Annotated in this window: 20 protein-coding genes; 10 read left to right on the forward strand and 10 right to left on the reverse strand. The window is 60.7% G+C overall.

All coding sequences use genetic code 11. The features are described from left to right. Positions 1-39: 39 nt before the first annotated feature. From mepA to ACSQ3J_RS08265, 6 genes are all read left to right on the forward strand, one after another. The gene (gene mepA / locus ACSQ3J_RS08240) at positions 40-1,104 is read left to right on the forward strand and encodes a penicillin-insensitive murein endopeptidase (protein ID WP_060502900.1); all 1,065 of its coding nucleotides are present in this window, start codon (positions 40-42) and stop codon (positions 1,102-1,104) included. Positions 1,105-1,218: 114 nt separating this feature from the next. Further along, on the forward strand, positions 1,219-1,599 hold the full coding sequence (locus ACSQ3J_RS08245) for a methylglyoxal synthase (protein ID WP_060502901.1): 381 nt from the start codon (positions 1,219-1,221) through the stop codon (positions 1,597-1,599). A gap of 49 nt (positions 1,600-1,648) precedes the next feature. Continuing rightward, positions 1,649-2,674, forward strand: coding sequence for a glucokinase (locus ACSQ3J_RS08250; RefSeq protein WP_060502902.1), 1,026 nt, complete (start codon positions 1,649-1,651; stop codon positions 2,672-2,674). Positions 2,675-2,776: 102 nt separating this feature from the next. Further along, positions 2,777-4,588 (forward strand): ABC transporter ATP-binding protein, encoded by a 1,812-nt coding sequence (locus ACSQ3J_RS08255; RefSeq protein ID WP_060502903.1) that lies wholly within the window; start codon positions 2,777-2,779, stop codon positions 4,586-4,588. Positions 4,589-4,603: 15 nt separating this feature from the next. Continuing rightward, positions 4,604-5,422, forward strand: coding sequence for a 4-hydroxy-tetrahydrodipicolinate reductase (gene dapB, locus ACSQ3J_RS08260; protein WP_060502904.1), 819 nt, complete (start codon positions 4,604-4,606; stop codon positions 5,420-5,422). A gap of 28 nt (positions 5,423-5,450) precedes the next feature. Continuing rightward, positions 5,451-6,086 (forward strand): 2,3-bisphosphoglycerate-dependent phosphoglycerate mutase, encoded by a 636-nt coding sequence (locus tag ACSQ3J_RS08265; protein ID WP_037103805.1) that lies wholly within the window; start codon positions 5,451-5,453, stop codon positions 6,084-6,086. A 204-nt stretch (positions 6,087-6,290) separates the two neighbouring features. On the opposite strand, the gene ACSQ3J_RS08270 is transcribed toward ACSQ3J_RS08265, so the two are convergent. The 3 genes from ACSQ3J_RS08270 to ACSQ3J_RS08280 all read right to left on the reverse strand — a co-directional run bounded on the left by ACSQ3J_RS08270 (position 6,291) and on the right by ACSQ3J_RS08280 (position 8,547). Further along, positions 6,291-6,887, reverse strand: a complete 597-nt coding sequence (locus ACSQ3J_RS08270) for an imm11 family protein (protein WP_060502905.1) — start codon at positions 6,885-6,887, stop codon at positions 6,291-6,293. Positions 6,888-7,112: 225 nt separating this feature from the next. Next, a complete protein-coding gene (locus tag ACSQ3J_RS08275) occupies positions 7,113-7,985 on the reverse strand; it encodes a methylated-DNA--[protein]-cysteine S-methyltransferase (RefSeq protein ID WP_060502906.1) in 873 nt (290 codons plus the stop codon). A gap of 64 nt (positions 7,986-8,049) precedes the next feature. Next, positions 8,050-8,547: a DUF2244 domain-containing protein gene (locus ACSQ3J_RS08280; protein ID WP_060502907.1), complete on the reverse strand. Its 498-nt coding sequence runs from the start codon at positions 8,545-8,547 to the stop codon at positions 8,050-8,052. A 22-nt stretch (positions 8,548-8,569) separates the two neighbouring features. Here ACSQ3J_RS08280 and nth point away from each other — a divergent pair, with 22 nt between their 5' ends. Further along, positions 8,570-9,334 carry an endonuclease III gene (nth, locus tag ACSQ3J_RS08285; RefSeq protein ID WP_060502908.1) on the forward strand — a complete coding sequence of 255 codons (765 nt, stop codon included), beginning with the start codon at positions 8,570-8,572 and terminating at the stop codon, positions 9,332-9,334. Here the strand turns inward: nth and ACSQ3J_RS08290 are convergent. After that, positions 9,327-9,905, reverse strand: a complete 579-nt coding sequence (locus tag ACSQ3J_RS08290; RefSeq protein WP_060502909.1) for a TetR/AcrR family transcriptional regulator — start codon at positions 9,903-9,905, stop codon at positions 9,327-9,329. The genes nth and ACSQ3J_RS08290 overlap by 8 nt on opposite strands. Before the next feature lie 83 nt (positions 9,906-9,988). On the opposite strand from ACSQ3J_RS08290, the gene ACSQ3J_RS08295 reads away from it, so the two are divergent. Further along, on the forward strand, positions 9,989-10,414 hold the full coding sequence (locus tag ACSQ3J_RS08295; RefSeq protein WP_060502910.1) for a VOC family protein: 426 nt from the start codon (positions 9,989-9,991) through the stop codon (positions 10,412-10,414). A 6-nt stretch (positions 10,415-10,420) separates the two neighbouring features. On the opposite strand, the gene ACSQ3J_RS08300 is transcribed toward ACSQ3J_RS08295, so the two are convergent. Then, on the reverse strand, positions 10,421-11,584 hold the full coding sequence (locus ACSQ3J_RS08300) for an MFS transporter (protein WP_060502981.1): 1,164 nt from the start codon (positions 11,582-11,584) through the stop codon (positions 10,421-10,423). A 131-nt stretch (positions 11,585-11,715) separates the two neighbouring features. After that, a complete protein-coding gene (locus ACSQ3J_RS08305) occupies positions 11,716-12,360 on the reverse strand; it encodes a TetR/AcrR family transcriptional regulator (protein WP_060502911.1) in 645 nt (214 codons plus the stop codon). Positions 12,361-12,477: 117 nt separating this feature from the next. Between ACSQ3J_RS08305 and ACSQ3J_RS08310 the strand changes: the two genes are divergently transcribed. Beyond that, positions 12,478-13,470, forward strand: coding sequence for an adenosine kinase (locus tag ACSQ3J_RS08310; RefSeq protein ID WP_060502912.1), 993 nt, complete (start codon positions 12,478-12,480; stop codon positions 13,468-13,470). Positions 13,471-13,492: 22 nt separating this feature from the next. On the opposite strand, the gene ACSQ3J_RS08315 is transcribed toward ACSQ3J_RS08310, so the two are convergent. Next, on the reverse strand, positions 13,493-14,032 hold the full coding sequence (locus tag ACSQ3J_RS08315) for an SH3 domain-containing protein (RefSeq protein WP_244481973.1): 540 nt from the start codon (positions 14,030-14,032) through the stop codon (positions 13,493-13,495). Between the two features lie 197 nt (positions 14,033-14,229). Between ACSQ3J_RS08315 and ACSQ3J_RS08320 the strand changes: the two genes are divergently transcribed. Further along, positions 14,230-15,234, forward strand: coding sequence for a 2-hydroxyacid dehydrogenase (locus ACSQ3J_RS08320; protein WP_060502914.1), 1,005 nt, complete (start codon positions 14,230-14,232; stop codon positions 15,232-15,234). Between the two features lie 4 nt (positions 15,235-15,238). Here the strand turns inward: ACSQ3J_RS08320 and ACSQ3J_RS08325 are convergent, their stop codons facing one another. Genes ACSQ3J_RS08325 through recF form a run of 3 tightly spaced genes read right to left on the reverse strand, consistent with a single transcriptional unit; the run spans position 15,239 to position 17,604 of the window. After that, on the reverse strand, positions 15,239-15,709 hold the full coding sequence (locus ACSQ3J_RS08325; RefSeq protein ID WP_060502915.1) for a GNAT family N-acetyltransferase: 471 nt from the start codon (positions 15,707-15,709) through the stop codon (positions 15,239-15,241). Then, positions 15,706-16,467, reverse strand: coding sequence for a molybdopterin-synthase adenylyltransferase MoeB (gene moeB, locus ACSQ3J_RS08330; protein WP_060502916.1), 762 nt, complete (start codon positions 16,465-16,467; stop codon positions 15,706-15,708). Before moeB ends, ACSQ3J_RS08325 begins: the two co-directional genes overlap by 4 nt. Positions 16,468-16,479: 12 nt before the next feature. Next, positions 16,480-17,604 (reverse strand): DNA replication/repair protein RecF, encoded by a 1,125-nt coding sequence (recF, locus tag ACSQ3J_RS08335; protein ID WP_060502917.1) that lies wholly within the window; start codon positions 17,602-17,604, stop codon positions 16,480-16,482. Positions 17,605-17,747: the final 143 nt, after the last annotated feature.

A 17,747-nucleotide genomic window follows, 5' to 3' on the forward strand; every position in this document is an offset into this window, starting at 1 on the left:
TGCGCGGACGGCCACGCGCTATCAGGAAACGGACGGCATATGACATCGACAAAGGCAGGTTTTCTTCGGCATCTCGGATCGGCGGCGCTGGCAGGGATGATCGGGCTGAGCCTTGTTGCAGGCGATACAGCGGCGGCTGACGATACGCCGGCCAAGCAGATTTTCGGCAAGGTTCAGCTCCCAAGCGAAGCAGCGCCAAACCCGATCGGATTTTACGCCAAGGGCTGCATGGCCGGGGCCGTGGCGATCCCGACCGATGGGCCGACCTGGCAGGCGATGCGCCTGTCGCGAAACCGCCGCTGGGGCAATCCGGCAATGATCCAGCTCTTGGAGAAATTTTCGCAAGACGCCGTCCAGCTCGGCTGGGGCTCCGGTATCCTGATCGGCGACATTTCGCAGCCGCGCGGTGGGCCGATGATTACCGGACACGCCTCGCACCAGATCGGGCTCGACGCGGATATCTGGTTTCAGCCCAAGCCCTCACAGCCGCTTTCCGCGCAGACACGCGAGGACATGCCGTTCATCTCGATGCTCGACAAGAAGAAATTCTTGACCGTCAATCCCGACCGCTGGACGCCGACCCATGCCAGACTGGTGATGCAGGCGGCAAGCTATCCGCAGGTGGAGCGCGTGTTCGTCAACCCGGCGATCAAGAAGAAGCTCTGTGATACATGGACCGGCGATCGCGACCTGCTCGGCAAAGTGCGCCCCGTTTATGGCCATGACGAGCATTTCCATATTCGTATGTTCTGCCCGCCGGGCACGCCGAGCTGCAAAGCGCAGGCGCCTGTTGCAAGCGGTGACGGATGCGACAAATCACTTGCCTGGTGGTTTACCAAGGAGCCGTGGGCAGCACCTAAAAAAGACCCGAATGCAAAGCCGGTGAAGCCGCGCTTCACAACCCTGTCGGACCTGCCGAAAGCCTGCACGGCCCTGCTCGCAGCGCCCGCGGCCTCGGAACAGGCGGCCACCTTCGGCTCGGCCTATGTGGCACCGCAGCCAACGGCCGGCGACGCGGCGATCCAGCAGGCCATTCATGCTGCCAACAACGACCTGCCGGACAACGACATTCCAGTTCCCATGGCCCGTCCTGCCCTGCAATAGGCTTAGGGCACTGTACAGTTCGGTGCTTTTCAACTGCCGAGCAGTGCTATAGAGAAAATCAAATCGATTTAATTCGAGACTTTTCTTGATCTGGATGACGCCGGGAGTTCTGTGATGACCAGCCAGAAATGCGTGGCGCTGATTGCGCACGATCAGAAGAAAGACGACATGGCCGCGTTTGCGCAGGCCAATGAAGCCGTCTTTGCCGGCTGGAGAATCGTTGCTACCGGCACGACCGGCGGCCGGGTACAGGAGGCCTGTCCAAGCCTTGACGTGACTCGGCTGAAAAGCGGCCCGCTCGGCGGCGACCAGCAGATCGGGGCGATGATCGCCACCGGCGACGTGCAGATGCTGATCTTCTTCACCGATCCCCTGACCGCGATGCCGCATGATGTCGACGTCAAGGCGCTGATGCGGCTTGCCACCGTCTACGACATCCCGATGGCGCTGAACCGGGCGACGGCAGAACGGTTGATCGACTTCAACCAACCCTGATACAGCTCTTTTCCAGCCTTCAGTCCGCACGATCATAACGGAACCTTCCATGTCCACGCTCCCAGATACCGACAGCGGCCTCACCTTTCCGATCCTGATCGGCGACATTGGTGGCACCAATGCCCGTTTCGCGCTGTTGATCGACGCCTTTGCCGAACCGAAGCTGTTTCCGATCATTCCAACGACCAGCTACGCCAGCATCGAGGAAGCGCTGCAGACCAGCATTCTGGACAAGACCTCCGTCCAGCCGCGCTCGGCGATCATCGCGGTGGCAGGCCCGGTCAAAGGCGACGAGATCCCGCTTACCAATGCCGGATGGGTGATCAAGCCGAAGGACATGCTGACGGCGCTATCATTGGAAGACGTGATCATCATCAACGATTTCGAGGCGCAGGCGCTTGCCATCGCTTCGATCGGCGACGAGGGCCGGGAACAGATCGGCCCCGGCTCTATTCTCGAATCCGCCTCCTGCGCCGTGCTTGGGCCAGGGACCGGTCTTGGCGTCGCAGGCCTTGTCCACGCCCAGCACACTTGGTTTCCGGTTCCCGGCGAAGGCGGCCACGTGGATGTCGGCCCGCGTACGGAACGCGACTACCAGATCTGGCCTTTCCTCGAGCCGATCGAGGGACGCATTTCCGCCGAACAACTGCTCTGCGGCCGTGGCATCATGAACATTTACCGCGCCGTCTGCGAATCAAAGGCGTGGGATCCAAAACTTGCCGATCCGGCCGCTGTGACCACCAATGCACTGGCCGGCACCGATGCGGCAGCGGAAGAGACCATCTCGCTGTTTTCGACCTATCTCGGCCGCGTCGCCGGTGACATGGCGATGATTTTCATGGCGCGCGGCGGCGTCTTCCTTGCCGGCGGCATTTCGCAAAAGATCCTGCCGGCATTGAAGAAACCGGAGTTCCGCCAGGCCTTCGAAGACAAGGCACCCCATTCGGCGTTGCTCAAGACCATCCCAACCTTCGTGGTCACCCATCCGACCGCAGCCCTTTCCGGTCTTGCCGCCTATTCGCGCACGCCGTCACGCTTCGGTGTGGCAACGGAGGGACGGCGCTGGAGAACTTGATGCCGCCACAGCGGCCCAGACTCGCCAAACGGGGATCAAGGTACTATAGAGCCCGGTGAAATAAGGCGCCTCAGAGGCGCGCCGGGTTTTAAGGAAACCAGCTTGAAGCAAGCCAAGACAAAGCTCCCAGCAGTCGATCGTGAGACCATTACCAGCGTCCTCAAGCGCGTGATCGCTGAAAACGGGCGCGCTCATCTGCGTGGCTATATCTTCGCCATCATCTGCCTCGCCGTCGTCGCCGGCACGACCGCCTTTACCGCCTGGATCATGGAATCGGTCGTCAACGAAGCCTTCGCCAACAAGCGCGCAGACATCGTCGTTTATATTTGCGGTGCGATCTTTCTTGCCTTCGTGCTGCGCGGCTTTGCCACATACGGTCAGGCCGTTGCGCTATCGAAGATCGGCAACAATATCGTCGCCAGCTACCAGCGGCGGCTTTACTCGCACCTGATGGCACTGAGTGTCGGTTACTTCAGCGATACGCGCTCGGCCCGCATCTCCGCCCAGATCAGCCAGAACGTTTCCGGCATTCGCGACGTGCTCAACATGACGGTCACGTCGCTCGCACGCGACTTTCTGACATTGGTGGCCCTGATCGGCGTGATGATCAGCAAGGACTGGCTGCTGACGCTGATCGTTTTCGTCGTGGCGCCGCCTTTGCTGATCGGTCTTCGCTACATTTCGCGCCGGCTGCGGCAGGCGACCCGCGAATCGGTCGAGATCAATAGCCACGTGCTCGGCGCCATGCAGGAAACCATTCAGGGCATCACCATCGTCAAGGCGTTTACGATGGAAGATCAACTGAGAACCAAGGTCGAGACGATCATCGACCGGGCCGAAAACCGGGCCAACCGCATTGCCCGCCTCAGCGAACGCACCGCGCCGATGACCGAGACCTTTGCCGGCTTTGCGATTGCCAGCGTGCTGGCCTACGCCGCCTTCCGGTCGATCTATGACGACGTGCAGCCCGGAGCATTCTTCTCCTTCGTGACGGCGCTGCTGATGGCCTATGACCCGGCCCGGCGCCTGGCACGGCTACAGGTTTCGCTGGAGCGCGCCGTTGTCAATGCGCGGATGATCTACGAAATCCTCGATATGGTCCCGCATCAGCGAGACCTTCCGGATGCTCGCCCTCTGCAGCTCGCAGCGGCGGCTATCGAATTCAAGAACGTCCGCTTCTCCTACAACAACGGTGACGAAATCCTCAAGGGTGTCAGCTTCGTCGCAGAAGGCGGCAAGACGACAGCGCTTGTCGGGCCATCCGGCGCCGGCAAATCGACCGTCATCAGTCTCATTCCACGTTTCTACGATCCTTCCGGCGGCGAGATCCTGATCGACGGGCAGGACATCGCCCATGTCACCAAGCAATCGCTGCGCAACGGGCTCGCCTATGTTTCGCAGCAGCCTTACCTGTTTGAAGGCTCGATCCGCGACAACATCCGCTATGGCCGCCCCACAGCCACGGATGCGGAAGTCGAGGAAGCCGCGAAACTGGCCTATGCGCATGACTTCATCCGCATGCAGCCGCAGGGGTACGACACCGCAGTCGGTGAAAACGGGGTGACTCTCTCCGGCGGCCAGCGGCAGCGGCTTTCGATCGCCCGCGCATTGGTGCGAAACGCCCCTATCCTGCTTCTTGATGAAGCAACTTCCGCGCTCGATACCGAATCGGAAGCAGCGGTGCAGAAGGCGCTCGATCACGCCATGAGCGGCCGTACCGTCGTGGTCATCGCCCACCGCCTGTCGACCGTCGTCAATGCCGACAAGATCATCGTCATGAAGGACGGGATCGTCGCCGAGGAAGGCACGCATGAGGCGCTTGCGCGGCGCAGTGACGGCCTCTACGCTCGCCTGCATAATCTGCAAGGCAGCGCAGGGCCACAACCGGTTGCGGACGCCGAAACACTGATTTGAGGAAATGAGACTGGCATGAGCGGGACAGACATGAAACTTGTTGTGGTTGGAGCCGCCGGCCGGATGGGCCAGACGCTGATCCGCACCATCAATGCCATGCCGGGCGCGGCCGTTTTTGCCGCCGTCGAGCGACCGGGCTCGCCTTTCATTGGCCGTGACGCCGGCGAGATTGCCGGGCTTGGACCAACCGGCGTCGTGATTACCGACAAGCCGCTCGAAGCCTTTGTCGAAGCGGAAGGCGTACTCGACTTCACCGCGCCTGCGTCCTCCGTGGATTTTGCCGGTCTCGCAGCCCAGGCCCGCATCGTTCATGTCATCGGCACCACCGGCTGCTCGGTGGAGGATGAAGAAAAGTTCAAGGCTGCCGCCCGCCATGCCCGCATCGTCAAATCCGGCAATATGAGCCTCGGGGTCAACCTTCTCGGCGTGCTGACGCAACAGGCCGCCCGCGCGCTCGGGCCGGAAAGCTGGGATATCGAAATCCTTGAGATGCACCACAGGCACAAGGTGGACGCGCCCTCTGGGACGGCGCTGCTGCTTGGTGAAGCGGCCGCCAGGGGCCGCGAGATCGGCCTCGCAGACCATTCGGTCAGGGTGCGCGACGGCCATACCGGCGCCCGCGTCGCCGGGACCATCGGCTTTGCCACGCTACGCGGCGGTTCCGTCATCGGCGAACATTCCGTCATCCTTGCCGGCGAAGGCGAGCAGGTGACGCTGTCCCATTCTGCGACCGACCGGGCGATCTTTGCCCGTGGCGCCATTACAGCCGCGCTCTGGGCACGCAGCCAGAAACCCGGCTTCTATTCCATGCTCGACGTGCTCGGGCTGTCCTGATCCCTTAAAACTCCCCGGAGGAATTTCTATGAGCGGCACCCTCGTCCTTGTGCGTCACGGCCAGAGCGACTGGAACCTGAAGAACCTGTTTACCGGCTGGAAGGATCCTGACCTGACGCCGCTTGGCATCGAAGAAGCCAATGCCGGTGGCAAGGCGCTCGCCGATTATGGCATCAAGTTTGACGTCGCCTTCACATCGGTGCTCACCCGCGCCCAACACACGCTGAAACTCATCCTCGACAATCTCGGCCAGCCCGATCTGGAAACCATCAAGAACCAGGCGCTCAACGAGCGCGACTATGGCGATCTCTCCGGCCTCAACAAGGACGATGCCCGCGCCAAGTGGGGCGAAGAGCAGGTGCATATCTGGCGCCGTTCCTATGACGTCCCGCCGCCAGGCGGCGAAAGCCTGAAGGATACCGGCGCCCGCGTCTGGCCCTATTACATGACCGACATCCTGCCGCGCGTGCTGGCCGGCGAGAAGGTGCTGGTTGCCGCACACGGCAACTCGCTGCGCTCGCTGCTGATGGTTCTCGACCGGCTGGACCGCGAACAGATCCTCTCGGTCAATCTCGCGACCGGCGTGCCGATGGTCTACAAGCTGAAGGCGGATTCCACTGTCGCTTCCAAGGAAGTGCTCGGCGACATGTCCGGCGCCCATTGAGCGTTGCGATTGGATGAATTCACTGAAAAGGGCCGCTCGAAAGGCTGGCCCTTAACTTGAATGTGAACGTCACTTCGTCGCAAAAACCGGGTTTTGGCGCCTGACTTTTTGCGACGGAAATGCGCTGACTTGGTATCGTTCGCGTTCCGCCGCGGGTTCCGCAATTTTACGGACGCGAATGACACGCTCCTGTTTGTCCTTAAGTCAGTCAGTCTCAGGAAAATGCTGATAGTGCGCGCCGGTAATGCCGGCTGCATCAAAGGCTGCTTTCAGTGCCTCGCTGATTCCCGGGTTCGGCATAACGATGAACTTATCAATCCAGACATGGTGGCCGCCAATCTGCGACCGGTTGAAGACCAGTTCTTTCTTGCTGCCGTCCAGGAACCAGAGATTGCGAAACTCGAATGTCGTCTTGGCGCGATCAACCGTATCCAGGCGGTTGCAGGGAACAAACCAGAAGCGGTGCGCCGCATGACTGCCATCCTCCCATACAAACTCGATGGGAAAGAACTGATGGACGTTTGGTTCAAAGTTCTCGATGACGTCCTTGATCTTCACACTCACGGCCAATCCAAAGGCATCGTAGATATCCAGAATCGGCCGCTTCGGCCCTGAGAGTTCGATCTTCGTTGGAACATGTGCCACCTCGATCGGCCGGCCGTAATACGAGTAGTTGGGCCGAATGCGAACGCCAACATCCCGCGTGACATCGATGGGCCGAATCTTGTCAACATCACCATCCAGGGCTCGGTAAATGTAACTGTAAACCTCTTCGCTCTTGTGGCTGAGAAAATAGACCATGCCGCTCCTGCTCTACCTGGCGCAAAACTGGAGTGTTTTGACTAGGTTTCTTGCTCGATAGTTGCACCATCAGCACCGAACGATTTACAACCATCAGGAGAATGCCTCATGGATTATGTCCAATAAGTTAACGCACCGGCAACGCCCCTGCCTCCGGCGGATCGCGCTTGATGCGTTTATGTTCTCCTGATTTGGCTGAAGGCCGCGCAAGCGGCCCTTTTCATGTCAGACCTTGCCGGCCTCCCAGCCGAGCATCGCCCGCTTGCGGGTAAGACCCCAGTGATAGCCGGTCAAGGCGCCGCTTTTGCCGAGCGCCCGGTGGCAAGGAACGACGAACGAGATCGGGTTGCGGCCGACGGCAGCACCGACAGCGCGCGAGGCGGTGGGCTGGCCGATATCGCAGGCGATGTCGGAATAGGTGACGGCCTTGCCCATCGGGATCTTCAACAGCGATTCCCAGACGCGGATCTGGAAGTCGGAGCCGATCAACACGACACGCAGCGGTTCCTCAGCACTCCATTCCCTGGCATCGAAAATCCGGGCCGCGTAACCCGCGGTCGCCGCACTGTCTTCTATGAACTGCGCATTCGGCCAGCGGCTGGCCATGTCCTCGAAGCTGGCCTTCTCATCGCCGGCATCGTTGAAGGCCAGACCGGCCAAGCCGCGATCGGTGACCATCACCAGCGCCACGCCGAACGGGCACGGATGGAACCCGTAACGGATGGTTAGACCGCCGCCGCGTAGTTTCCACTCGCCGGGCGACATCGCCTCATGCGTGACGAACAGGTCATGCAGGCGTGACGGGCCTGACAGGCCGAGTTCGAAACTGGTTTCCAGAAGCGGCAGTTCCTCCTGACGCAACAGGCGCTTGGCGTGATCGAGCGTCACAGCCTGAAGGAAGGCCTTGGGCGACAAGCCCGCCCAACGCGTAAAGGTTTTCTGCAGCTGCGTCGGCGACTGGCCGAGATCACTGGCAATGGCATCGAGGGATGGTTGATCGCGGTAATTTTCGGTCAGCAACTCGACCACACGGCTGACCGTCTCGTAATCGCTGCCGTGCGGCGTGATATCGGTAGGCTTCGATGTCTTGATGTCCATGGTCGTATCTCCTTGATGCCAGAGATAATCATTCCAACCAGGGTATCGCCACCCGATTCTTGATCTACCGGCGTTTCACCGTCGCCAGCGCACCGGAAAAGGCCGTGGCAAATGTCTCGCGATCGTCGCGGTTGAGGAAGGAGCCGATATCGGTGGTTCGCTGCCGGTCGCTGAGCTGCATCGAGACGATGCCGATCTCCTGATGGCGCGAAATGTTAAACCGCGTCCAGAAGGGATTGAACCGATGCTCGGTCATCCGGCCTGCCGGGTTGAACTTGCGTACGCAGACATCGGTGCGGGACACGCGGATTTCCTCGCGGGCGCAGGCGGAGCGGTAGTTCAGCCAGAAGGCGCCGAACAGAAGCAGGAAATCCAGCCCGAAGAAAAAGACGATCGGCCAGGCGCCGATGACGACGAAAACGAAGATATGGACGAGACACATCAGGGCGGCGATGAACAGGAAGACCTTGAAGCCCCTGATCCCGAGCGAGCGGTATGGCGTCAGCTCGGCTGCGAAAACCGGCTGTTCTTCCCTGACACTCTCGGCGTTGCCATCGTTCATGACGAATGACTATAGATGCAGGATGAAAAACGTGAAGCCAAAATCAGCAATCAAGCCGGCGAAAGCAAAATCTGCGACAACCGGCCGCTCCAGAACGAAGCCGAAAACGATATACAGCAAGGCGGAAATCGAGGAGATCTTCCGGCGTTTCTCGATCCAGCGGCCCGAGCCGAAGGGTGAACTAGAGCACGTCAATCCGTTTACGCTGGTCGTTGCGGTGGCGCTATCGGCGCAGGCGACCGACGCAGGGGTCAACAAGGCGACGCGGGCGCTTTTTGCCATCGCCGACACACCGCAAAAGATGGTTGATCTGGGAGAGGAGCGCGTTCGCGACTACATCAAGACCATCGGGCTTTATCGCAACAAGGCCAAGAACGTCATTGCGCTCAGTGAAAAACTGATCGCGGATTTTGGCGGCGAAGTGCCGCGCACCCGCGAGGAACTGATCACGTTACCTGGGGTTGGCCGCAAGACTGCCAATGTGGTTCTCTCCATGGCCTTCGGGCAGGCGACCATGGCTGTCGATACCCATATTTTCCGCATCGCCAACCGGCTCTGTCTAGCGCCGGGGAAAACCCCGGACGAGATTGAGCACCAGTTGATGCAGATCATCCCCGATCACTATCTCTACCATGCGCATCATTGGCTGATCCTGCATGGGCGCTATTGCTGCAAGGCGCGCAAGCCGGAATGCCAGCGTTGCGTGATTGCCGATATCTGCAAGGCGGCGGAGAAGACCAGCGAGATGCCCGCACCGCTGGTCGAGCTGCCAGCTCAGATCATCTGATGGAAATGCCGTCAATCAGGGCGGCGATCGCCGCCTCATAGTGGTCGCGCCTGCCGCCTGCTTCGATGGCCAGCGCCGCCCGGTCGAAGGATGCGGACAATAGCTGGGCGAAGGCGTCAAGCAGTGCGACGTCCTTGCCGTTGGCCGAAAACAGATCTGCCAGGCCAGCCTTCAGGCTTGCCTCGACATGCTCCGCATCGATAACCTGCAGGTTGGGCAGGCCGAGAATGGCAGGCCCATCGAGCAGGAGAAGCCGTGTGCGGCCAGGCACGGCCATTGCATCGAAATAACCGCGTGCACCCGTGAGGAGAGCGTCCCGCGCATTGCTCAAGCCAGCGGCCGAGGCCTCGATCTCTGCCCCCACCTGACGCGCCTCGTCTGCGACGATGGCTGCAAACAGCGCCTTCTTGTCCTCGAAATGATGATAGAGCGCGCCGCGTGTGACACCGGCTGCGCTGGCGATGTCAGGCGTCGCCGTCTCGGCATAGCCTTTCTCGACAAAAAGCTGCCGCGCTGCCGCCATCAGGGCAAGACGCATGCTTTCGGTTCGTTCCTTGTTGGTCCGTCGCATTTCCCACCTTTACATACAATCTGAATGTATGTTATTTGCATAAACATACAGACTGTATGATAATTTCACACGGAGGAAAAGAGATGAAAATCACCAGCTACTATCCTGTCATCATGACCCGCGACGTTCTGGGCACCACCAAGTTCTACGTCCGGCATTTCGGCTTCACAGCGCAGTTTACGACCGACTGGTATGTTCACCTGCAATCCACAGAGAACGAGCATGTGACACTCGCCATTCTTGACGGCAGCCACCAGACGATCCCTGAAAAATCACGCGGCACCGCTGCCGGGCTTCTCCTCAATTTCGAAGTCGAGAATCCGGATGCGCTCTATATGGAGTTTCAGGCGGCGGGGCTGCCAATCCTCCTCACACTGCGCAATGAGGATTTCGGCCAGCGGCATTTCATCACTGCTGATCCGAACGGCGTGCTGATCGATGTGATCAAGCCGATCCCGCCAACCGCGGAATTTGCGGTACACTATGAAACATCCATTCTACCAGCTTGATCCGGATCAAGCCGTCTTGCGCTCGCTTAGCGAATAAGCGAGCGCCGAGACCGGCAGTGCAAGTCCAAGCATCGAGGTGGCCCACCAACCTCCCTGTGCATAAAGCCAACCACCAAGCGCCGAACCGGCGGCGCCACCGGCAAAGAACGCGGCCATATAGAGCCCGTTCAGACGGCTGCGATATTCGGCGCCCAGCACGAAAATGGCGCGTTGGCCAAGAACCAGATTGGTAACGACGCCAAAATCAAGCAGGATGGCGGCGAAGGTGAGAAGGCCGAGCGCCCACACCGACCCCACCGGAGCGACATGCGTGACCAGGAAGGCGGCCGCGACGGAGACCATCGACAAGCGCGTTGCCGCATAGCTCCAGCCCTTGTCGGCGAGGCGGCCGCTGATCGGAGCGGCGATGGCGCCGGCGGCGCCTGCCAGCGCGAACAGCGCGATCTGCCCTTGCGACAGGCCAAACTCCGGCCCCGACAGCAAAAGCGGCGTTGTCGTCCAGAACAGGCTGAAGGCCGCGAACATGAAAGCGTGATAAAGTGAGCGGCGGCGCAGGATCGGCGTGTTGGCGACCAGCCGGCCCATCGAGGCGAGCAGGGCGCCATAGCTCAAACCCGCCTCCGGAATGCGCGGCGGCAGGGCGCGGGCGAGAACAAGGGCGAGCACCACCAGCGCCGCTGCCGAAATGAAGAAAACCATATGCCAGGGCAGGAATTCAGCAATGAAGCTCGAGGCTGGCCGTGCCAGCATGATGCCGACCATCAGGCCGCTCATGACATTGCCGACAGCCTGGCCGCGATGCGCCTCCGGCGCCATATGCGCCGCATAGGGCACGATGATCTGGATGGCGACCGAGCCTAACCCGATGAAGAACGCCGAGGCGAGAAACGGCAGCGGCGTCGAGGCGAGGCCCGCCCCGACCACGGCGAGCGTTCCAAGCGCCATGACCGTCAGGATCAGCTTGCGATTTTCAAAGAGATCACCCAACGGCACGATCAACAGGAGACCGAGACCATAACCGATCTGCGTCAGTGTGACGATCAGCCCTGCCGCACCTGGAGACAGGCCCAGCGAGGCGCTGATCGGGCCGATCAGCGGCTGTGCATAATAGAGATTGGCGGCAATCAGGCCGCAGGCGGCGGCCAGAAGGAACATCATTCCCGATGACATCGCCTGCGGTTCCACGGCCTTGAATTCAGAGGGCCTCAATTTAAGGGCTTGGGGTTCTGGGGTCTTGGCAGCAAAATCTGCCGGTCTTGCGATACAGGTCATGATCGTCTCAATTCCATGTCTTAAACTGGTTAGCTGAGCAGTTTCATCGCCACATCGGCGACAGCCATCATTTCTGCGCGGCTGCGGCCGGTTTTCCCGACAATACGCGCGCCCTGCACCAGGCAAAGCAGCGCACGTGCGGTATCGGCGGCATCAATGCCTGCGGGCACCGATCCATCCGCCTGGCCATGCAGAATGCAATCCTTCATCACCGCTTCATTGGCCGCGTGTGCGACATCGACGCGCTCTGCGGCAACCGGATCGGATGCGGCCAGTTCTGCTGCCGTTGCGATAACGAGACAGCCGCGCTGGCCGAGCTCGCCGCAGGCGGCCGCGGCGTAAAATTGCAGCGCTGCCCTGATCTTGTCGCTGCCAAGCGCATGCGGCGCGATCGCCGCCTTCAGCTTCGTGCTGCGCAGGACCCGGTACCGGTCGAACGCCGCAAGCAGGATGCCACGCTTGTCCTTGAAGGCCTTGTAGAGGCTGCCAGGGGTCAATTGCATCGCATCGGCAAGATCGTTGATGGACGTTCCGTGATAGCCGCGCATCGAGAAAATATCGATGGCCCGCTCAAGCGCGCTATCGGCATCAAACTCGCGGGGACGGCCCCGCTGGCGTTGGTCGTGCTGAGTTCTAGCTCTTGTTTCCATGCAGGCTATATAGGAAACGATCATTTCCTATATCAAGTAAAATTTGCGTGTGGCGGCTGTTTTTCGCTTTCCACTTCCAAACTGCCGGAAATCCGCTATTACCGGACACCGACTGACACAAACAATCCAGGCGGTTTCCGGATGACAAAATTCGACGTGCTCACGATCGGCAATGCGATTGTGGATATCATTGCGCGCTGCGACGACGCATTCCTTGTCCACAACGGCATTATCAAAAGCGCGATGAACCTGATCGACGCCGATCGGGCCGAGCTGCTCTACTCGCGCATGGGACCGGCACTCGAAGCCTCCGGCGGCAGCGCCGGCAATACGGCGGCGGGCATTGCCAACCTGGGCGGCCGGGCCGCTTATTTCGGCAAGGTCGCCAACGACCAGCTGGGCGAAATCTTCACCCATGACATTCGCGCCCAGGGCGTGCATTTTGAGACGAAGCCGCTCGATGATCTTCCGCCGACAGCCCGTTCGATGATCTTCGTCACCGAGGACGGCGAGCGTTCGATGAACACCTATCTTGGCGCCTGCGTCGAACTCGGCCCCAAGGATGTCGAGCCGTCCGTGGTTGCGGAAGCGGCCGTCACGTATTTCGAGGGTTATCTGTGGGATCCGCCGCTCGCCAAGGACGCCATCCGCGAATGCGCCCGCATCGCTCATGAGAACGGCCGCGAAGTGGCGATGACGCTGTCCGACAGTTTCTGTGTCCATCGTTACCGGGCGGAATTCCTCGAGTTGATGCGCTCCGGCACCGTCGATATCGTCTTTGCCAACCGGGCTGAAGCACTGGCACTCTACGAGACGGAAGACTTCGAGCACGCTCTGTCGATGATCTCAAAGGATTGCAAGCTGGCTGCTGTCACGTTGAGCGAAGAAGGTTCGATCGTCGTCAAGGGCGACGAGCGCGTCAAGGTCGAGGCGACGACGGTTAGCCGCGTTGTCGATACGACAGGTGCAGGCGACCTCTATGCGGCCGGCTTCCTGCACGGCTACACGACGGGACGGACATTGGCCGATTGCGGCAAGCTCGGCAGCCTGGCGGCGGGTATCGTCATCGAGCAGGTCGGTCCGCGCCCGATGATCTCGCTGTCCGCCGCAGTAAAGGAAGCCGGTCTGCTCTGACCGGCTTGCCGGAGCAAAAATCCTACTTGAAAGCTTCGCCCGGATAAGCGCCCCAGATTTCACCCTGTGAAATCCAGCCTTCCGCGCCTTGCGCCTCGGCGCGGCACCATTCGCCGTTGCACTCGCCGACATGAACGACAACGCCCGGCTCGATGCGGGCGACGATGGCGCCGCCTGCCTGCGGATCGCGCCGCATGTTGACAAAAACGCCCTCGCCCTTGCCGCGCATCCAAGGGGCTGCAACCGCCGTCCGGTCACCCGAAAGCAGCGCCTGATTGACCCAGCCTTCCGTGCCGTCGGCATCGCGGATTTTGCGCCAGTTGTCATATTCCTGTGTCACTTCAACCGGCACGCCAGACTTGAGATAGCGCCAGGCAACCGCATAATCGACACTCGGTCCTACGCGCAGGTTGACGCTCTTGGATTTCAGGCTGACGAAGCGCGGCAATGGCAGGCCGCTGGCCCCCTTGGCTGCCTGGGCAAAGGCCGGTGCCGCCTCGATTGCAACGAGGGACAGGGTGACTGCGGCGACGAAAGCGAGCCTGGAAAGGAACTGACGCATGACAAAATCCATTTTCCAAAAAGATTCAGAAGCTTGCAGTTAAATCTCTGACCGGCCCAATCGAAGACAAGCAAATCGTCCGGGAACATCTCGAGTTTTGTTTGTCTTCCCCACCGGGTCTGGTAGAAAATGGAACTGCAGGGAGAACGATCACTCATCTTGGTTAAAAACCCGTCAACAAGGCGAAGCAGGCAGCAATGACCGCGAAGAAAAAACCGAAGGTCTACATCACCCGCAAACTGCCGGATGTCGTCGAGACGCGCATGCGCGAACTGTTTGACGCAGAACTGAACATTGATGACACACCACGCACGCAGCCTGAACTCGTAGCTGCGGTGAAGCGGGCCGACGTGCTGGTTCCGACCCTCACGGACCGGATCGATGCAGCGCTGATCGAGCAGGCCGGGCCGCAATTGAAACTGATCGCCAGCTTTTCCAACGGCGTCGACCATATCGATGTCGATGCAGCCGCCCGCCGCGGTATCACCGTGACAAACACGCCGAACGTCCTGACCGAAGATACGGCCGACATGACGCTGGCGCTCATTCTTGCCGTGCCGCGCCGCCTGGCCGAAGGTTCGCGGATCCTCACCGACAAGAAAGAGGAATGGGCCGGATGGTCGCCGACCTGGATGCTCGGGCGCCGCATTTCCGGCAAACGCATCGGCATTGTCGGCATGGGCCGGATCGGCACCGCCGTTGCCCGCCGCGCCAAGGCCTTCGGACTGTCGATCCACTATCACAACCGTCATCGCGTCAGCACCGAGACCGAGGAAAAGCTGGAGGCGACCTATTGGGACAGCCTCGACCAGATGCTTGCCCGCGTCGATATCGTCTCGGTCAATTGTCCGTCGACACCCGCAACCTACCACCTGCTTTCGGCACGGCGGCTGGCGCTGATGCAGCCGACTAGCTACATCGTCAACACGGCGCGCGGCGGCATCATCGATGAGACGGCGCTGATCAAATCGCTGCGGGAAGGCAAGATCGCCGGCGCCGGGCTCGACGTGTTCGAGAACGAACCGGCCGTCAACCCGAAGCTCGTCAAGCTGGCCAGCGAAGGCAAGGTCGTGCTGTTGCCGCATATGAGTTCGGCGACGCTCGAGGGACGTGTCGACATGGGCGACAAGGTGGTGATCAACATCCGCACGTTCTTCGACGGGCACCGCCCGCCAGACCGCGTCCTGCCCGGCCGGGATTGATCCCTCAGAGCGTCTTGCGCATCTCGACAAAGGTTGGACGGGCAAAGCCGGGATGGCAGCCTTCCAAGGTTTGGACGAAGCCCCATTTTCCAAAGGCACGGTGGTTTTCCGTCAGCTCGATCCGCGTTTCCAGGCGGAGACACGAAAGGCCGCATTCGGCGGCATAGGTTTCGGCAGCCTGGAGTAACAAGCGGCCGACGCCCCTGCCCTGTGCATCCGGAATGACGGCTAGTTTGCCAATATACAGACAATCCGGCGGCTCCGGCTTGCAGAAGATACAGCCGAGCAAACGGCCATTTTCGATCGCAACGTAGCCCTTCTCACGCTGCACCTTTTCCTGCAACGACGGAAGCGTCAGCAACAGGGCAGACGACGGCGGATCGATGCGGGGCTGCATATAGGCGAAGGAAGCAAGGATAAGCTCCAGTAGCCCGTGCCAATCACCGAACGTTTCATCGATCGGCTGAAGGTTCATCGCGTTTTCCGGCTGTACTTGATGGTCTCAAAGCGCGCCGCCAGCCCGTCATACATCAGCAAGCGGCCGATCAACGGCTCACCGGCGCCTGTAATGATCTTGATGACTTCCATAGCCTGCAATGTACCGAGGACACCGGTCAGTGCGCCAACGATGCCTGCTTCTGCGCAGGAAGGCACCACGCCCGGCGGTGGCGGTTCTGGAAAGAGATCGCGATAGCCCGGGTTCCGCCGGCCATCGGCTGATGTTTTCCAAGGCTGGAGAACCGTGAGGGAACCATCGAAGCGGCCGACGGCGGCGGTTACCAACGTGACCTCCATGCGCTCGGCCGTATCGGCGGCGAGATAACGCGTGGCAAAATTATCGGAACCATCCACCACGATATCATAGGCGGAAAACAGGGCTCCCGCATTCGCCTCCTCAAGGCGTTCCACATGCTGGATCACATCCACATGTGGATTGATCCTTTGCAGCGCATCCTTGGCGCTATCGGCCTTCACGCGGCCAATATCCGGCGTTCCATGGATCACCTGACGCTGGAGGTTGGACAGCGACACCGTATCGTCATCGACAATACCCAGCGTGCCGATACCGGCGGCGGCGAGATATTGCAGCACCGGCGCACCAAGGCCGCCGGCGCCGATAATCAGCACACGCGCCGTCTTCAGCGCCTGCTGCCCCGCCCCGCCGATTTCCGGCAGGATGATATGGCGGGCGTAACGCTGGATTTCTTCAGAGTTCAAAGGCTGTTTGCTCATGATATCGAACTCTCACCCGGAAACGGTGCCGTTGGCAACGTTGAGATAACGCGCGCGTTCGCCAAGAGCTGAAAACATCGACTGGTCGGTGCCGGTCATGAAGGCCTGACCGCCGAGATCGTCGACCAGATCGAACAGCGCTGCCCGCCTGCCCTCGTCGAGATGGGCAGCGATTTCATCGAGCAGCAGGACCGGCGCGTGGCCGGTCATATTGCCGACCAGACGGGCATGCGCAAGGATCAGGCCGACGAGAAGCGCTTTCTGTTCGCCGGTGGAGCAACGCGCGGCCTCCATGTTCTTGGCACGATGGCGGATCAACAGATCACTGCGGTGCGGGCCATCGAGTGTGCGGCCAGCGGCAGCGTCGCGGTATCGGCCAACCCGCATCATCTCCAGATATTGTTCTTCCAGATCGAAAGCCGGGCGATGCCATTCGCGATCGAAGAAGCCGGAGAGCGCCAGATCGGCGGCCGGGAACACGCCACCTTCATGGTTCTTGTCGACCAGTCCGGCCAGAAGCCCGAGCATTTCCTGCCGCGCCAGGGCCATCGAGATACCAAGTTCGGCCATCTGCCGTTCAAGGCCTGTCAACCAGACCGGGTCGGGACGCCCCTCGGACAAAAGCTTGTTGCGGCTGCGCATGGCCCGCTCATAATCGGTGGCGCGGCGGCCATGCTCCGGATCGAGCGACAGGACGAGCCGGTCGAGAAAGCGGCGGCGATCGCCCGAGCCGCCCGTGAACAGGCCGTCCATCGACGGCGTCAACCAGAGCACGCGCAGATGATCGAGCAATTCATCCACCGTCTTTGCCGGTGTGCCGTTCAGGCGCAGACGGCGTGCCTGGCCTTCCTCGGCGCCTGCCGTTCCCGTACCGATCTCGACCGGGCCATCCATGCCTTCCAGTTCTGCAAACACTGAAAATCCGGTGTCGGCACCGACCCGCGCCACATCCGCATAGGCGGCACGGCGCAGCCCGCGCCCGGGAGACAGGAAAGAGACGGCTTCCATCAGGTTGGTTTTGCCCGCCCCGTTCTCGCCGGTCAGCACCACATGACGGGTGTCGAGGTCGAGCGACAGTCCCGCATAATTGCGGAAATCGCTGAGCTTCAGACGGGAAAGAGAAACCTTATGCGGCATGGGGAATCCGGTTGCGTGTTCCGGTGAGAGCTAAGCCGAGAGGAGACCGATGGCAAGGCGGAACATCGTAGCGCGCCAAACAGAAGGCGATGGGGGCGCGCATCACCGAACTGTGACAGAAAAATTGCCGCATCGCACACATG

This window comes from Rhizobium sp. LjRoot98, assembly GCF_964252935.1.
Classification (GTDB): domain Bacteria; phylum Pseudomonadota; class Alphaproteobacteria; order Rhizobiales; family Rhizobiaceae; genus Pararhizobium.

Excerpts from the sequence above, each read along its gene's own strand:
- ACSQ3J_RS08315 (WP_244481973.1), bottom strand. The coding sequence starts at position 14,032 with ATGCGTCAGTTCCTTTCCAGGCTCGCTTTCGTCGCCGCAGTCACCCTG.
- ACSQ3J_RS08325 (WP_060502915.1), bottom strand. The coding sequence starts at position 15,709 with ATGAACCTTCAGCCGATCGATGAAACGTTCGGTGATTGGCACGGGCTA.
- recF (WP_060502917.1), bottom strand. The coding sequence starts at position 17,604 with ATGCCGCATAAGGTTTCTCTTTCCCGTCTGAAGCTCAGCGATTTCCGC.
- ACSQ3J_RS08275 (WP_060502906.1), bottom strand. The coding sequence starts at position 7,985 with ATGGACATCAAGACATCGAAGCCTACCGATATCACGCCGCACGGCAGC.
- ACSQ3J_RS08265 (WP_037103805.1), top strand. The coding sequence starts at position 5,451 with ATGAGCGGCACCCTCGTCCTTGTGCGTCACGGCCAGAGCGACTGGAAC.
- ACSQ3J_RS08310 (WP_060502912.1), top strand. The coding sequence starts at position 12,478 with ATGACAAAATTCGACGTGCTCACGATCGGCAATGCGATTGTGGATATC.
- ACSQ3J_RS08250 (WP_060502902.1), top strand. The coding sequence starts at position 1,649 with ATGTCCACGCTCCCAGATACCGACAGCGGCCTCACCTTTCCGATCCTG.
- moeB (WP_060502916.1), bottom strand. The coding sequence starts at position 16,467 with ATGAGCAAACAGCCTTTGAACTCTGAAGAAATCCAGCGTTACGCCCGC.
- ACSQ3J_RS08295 (WP_060502910.1), top strand. The coding sequence starts at position 9,989 with ATGAAAATCACCAGCTACTATCCTGTCATCATGACCCGCGACGTTCTG.
- mepA (WP_060502900.1), top strand. The coding sequence starts at position 40 with ATGACATCGACAAAGGCAGGTTTTCTTCGGCATCTCGGATCGGCGGCG.
- ACSQ3J_RS08270 (WP_060502905.1), bottom strand. The coding sequence starts at position 6,887 with ATGGTCTATTTTCTCAGCCACAAGAGCGAAGAGGTTTACAGTTACATT.
- ACSQ3J_RS08280 (WP_060502907.1), bottom strand. The coding sequence starts at position 8,547 with ATGAACGATGGCAACGCCGAGAGTGTCAGGGAAGAACAGCCGGTTTTC.
- ACSQ3J_RS08305 (WP_060502911.1), bottom strand. The coding sequence starts at position 12,360 with ATGATCGTTTCCTATATAGCCTGCATGGAAACAAGAGCTAGAACTCAG.
- ACSQ3J_RS08320 (WP_060502914.1), top strand. The coding sequence starts at position 14,230 with ATGACCGCGAAGAAAAAACCGAAGGTCTACATCACCCGCAAACTGCCG.
- ACSQ3J_RS08290 (WP_060502909.1), bottom strand. The coding sequence starts at position 9,905 with ATGCGACGGACCAACAAGGAACGAACCGAAAGCATGCGTCTTGCCCTG.
- ACSQ3J_RS08245 (WP_060502901.1), top strand. The coding sequence starts at position 1,219 with ATGACCAGCCAGAAATGCGTGGCGCTGATTGCGCACGATCAGAAGAAA.
- dapB (WP_060502904.1), top strand. The coding sequence starts at position 4,604 with ATGAGCGGGACAGACATGAAACTTGTTGTGGTTGGAGCCGCCGGCCGG.
- nth (WP_060502908.1), top strand. The coding sequence starts at position 8,570 with ATGAAAAACGTGAAGCCAAAATCAGCAATCAAGCCGGCGAAAGCAAAA.
- ACSQ3J_RS08300 (WP_060502981.1), bottom strand. The coding sequence starts at position 11,584 with ATGTCATCGGGAATGATGTTCCTTCTGGCCGCCGCCTGCGGCCTGATT.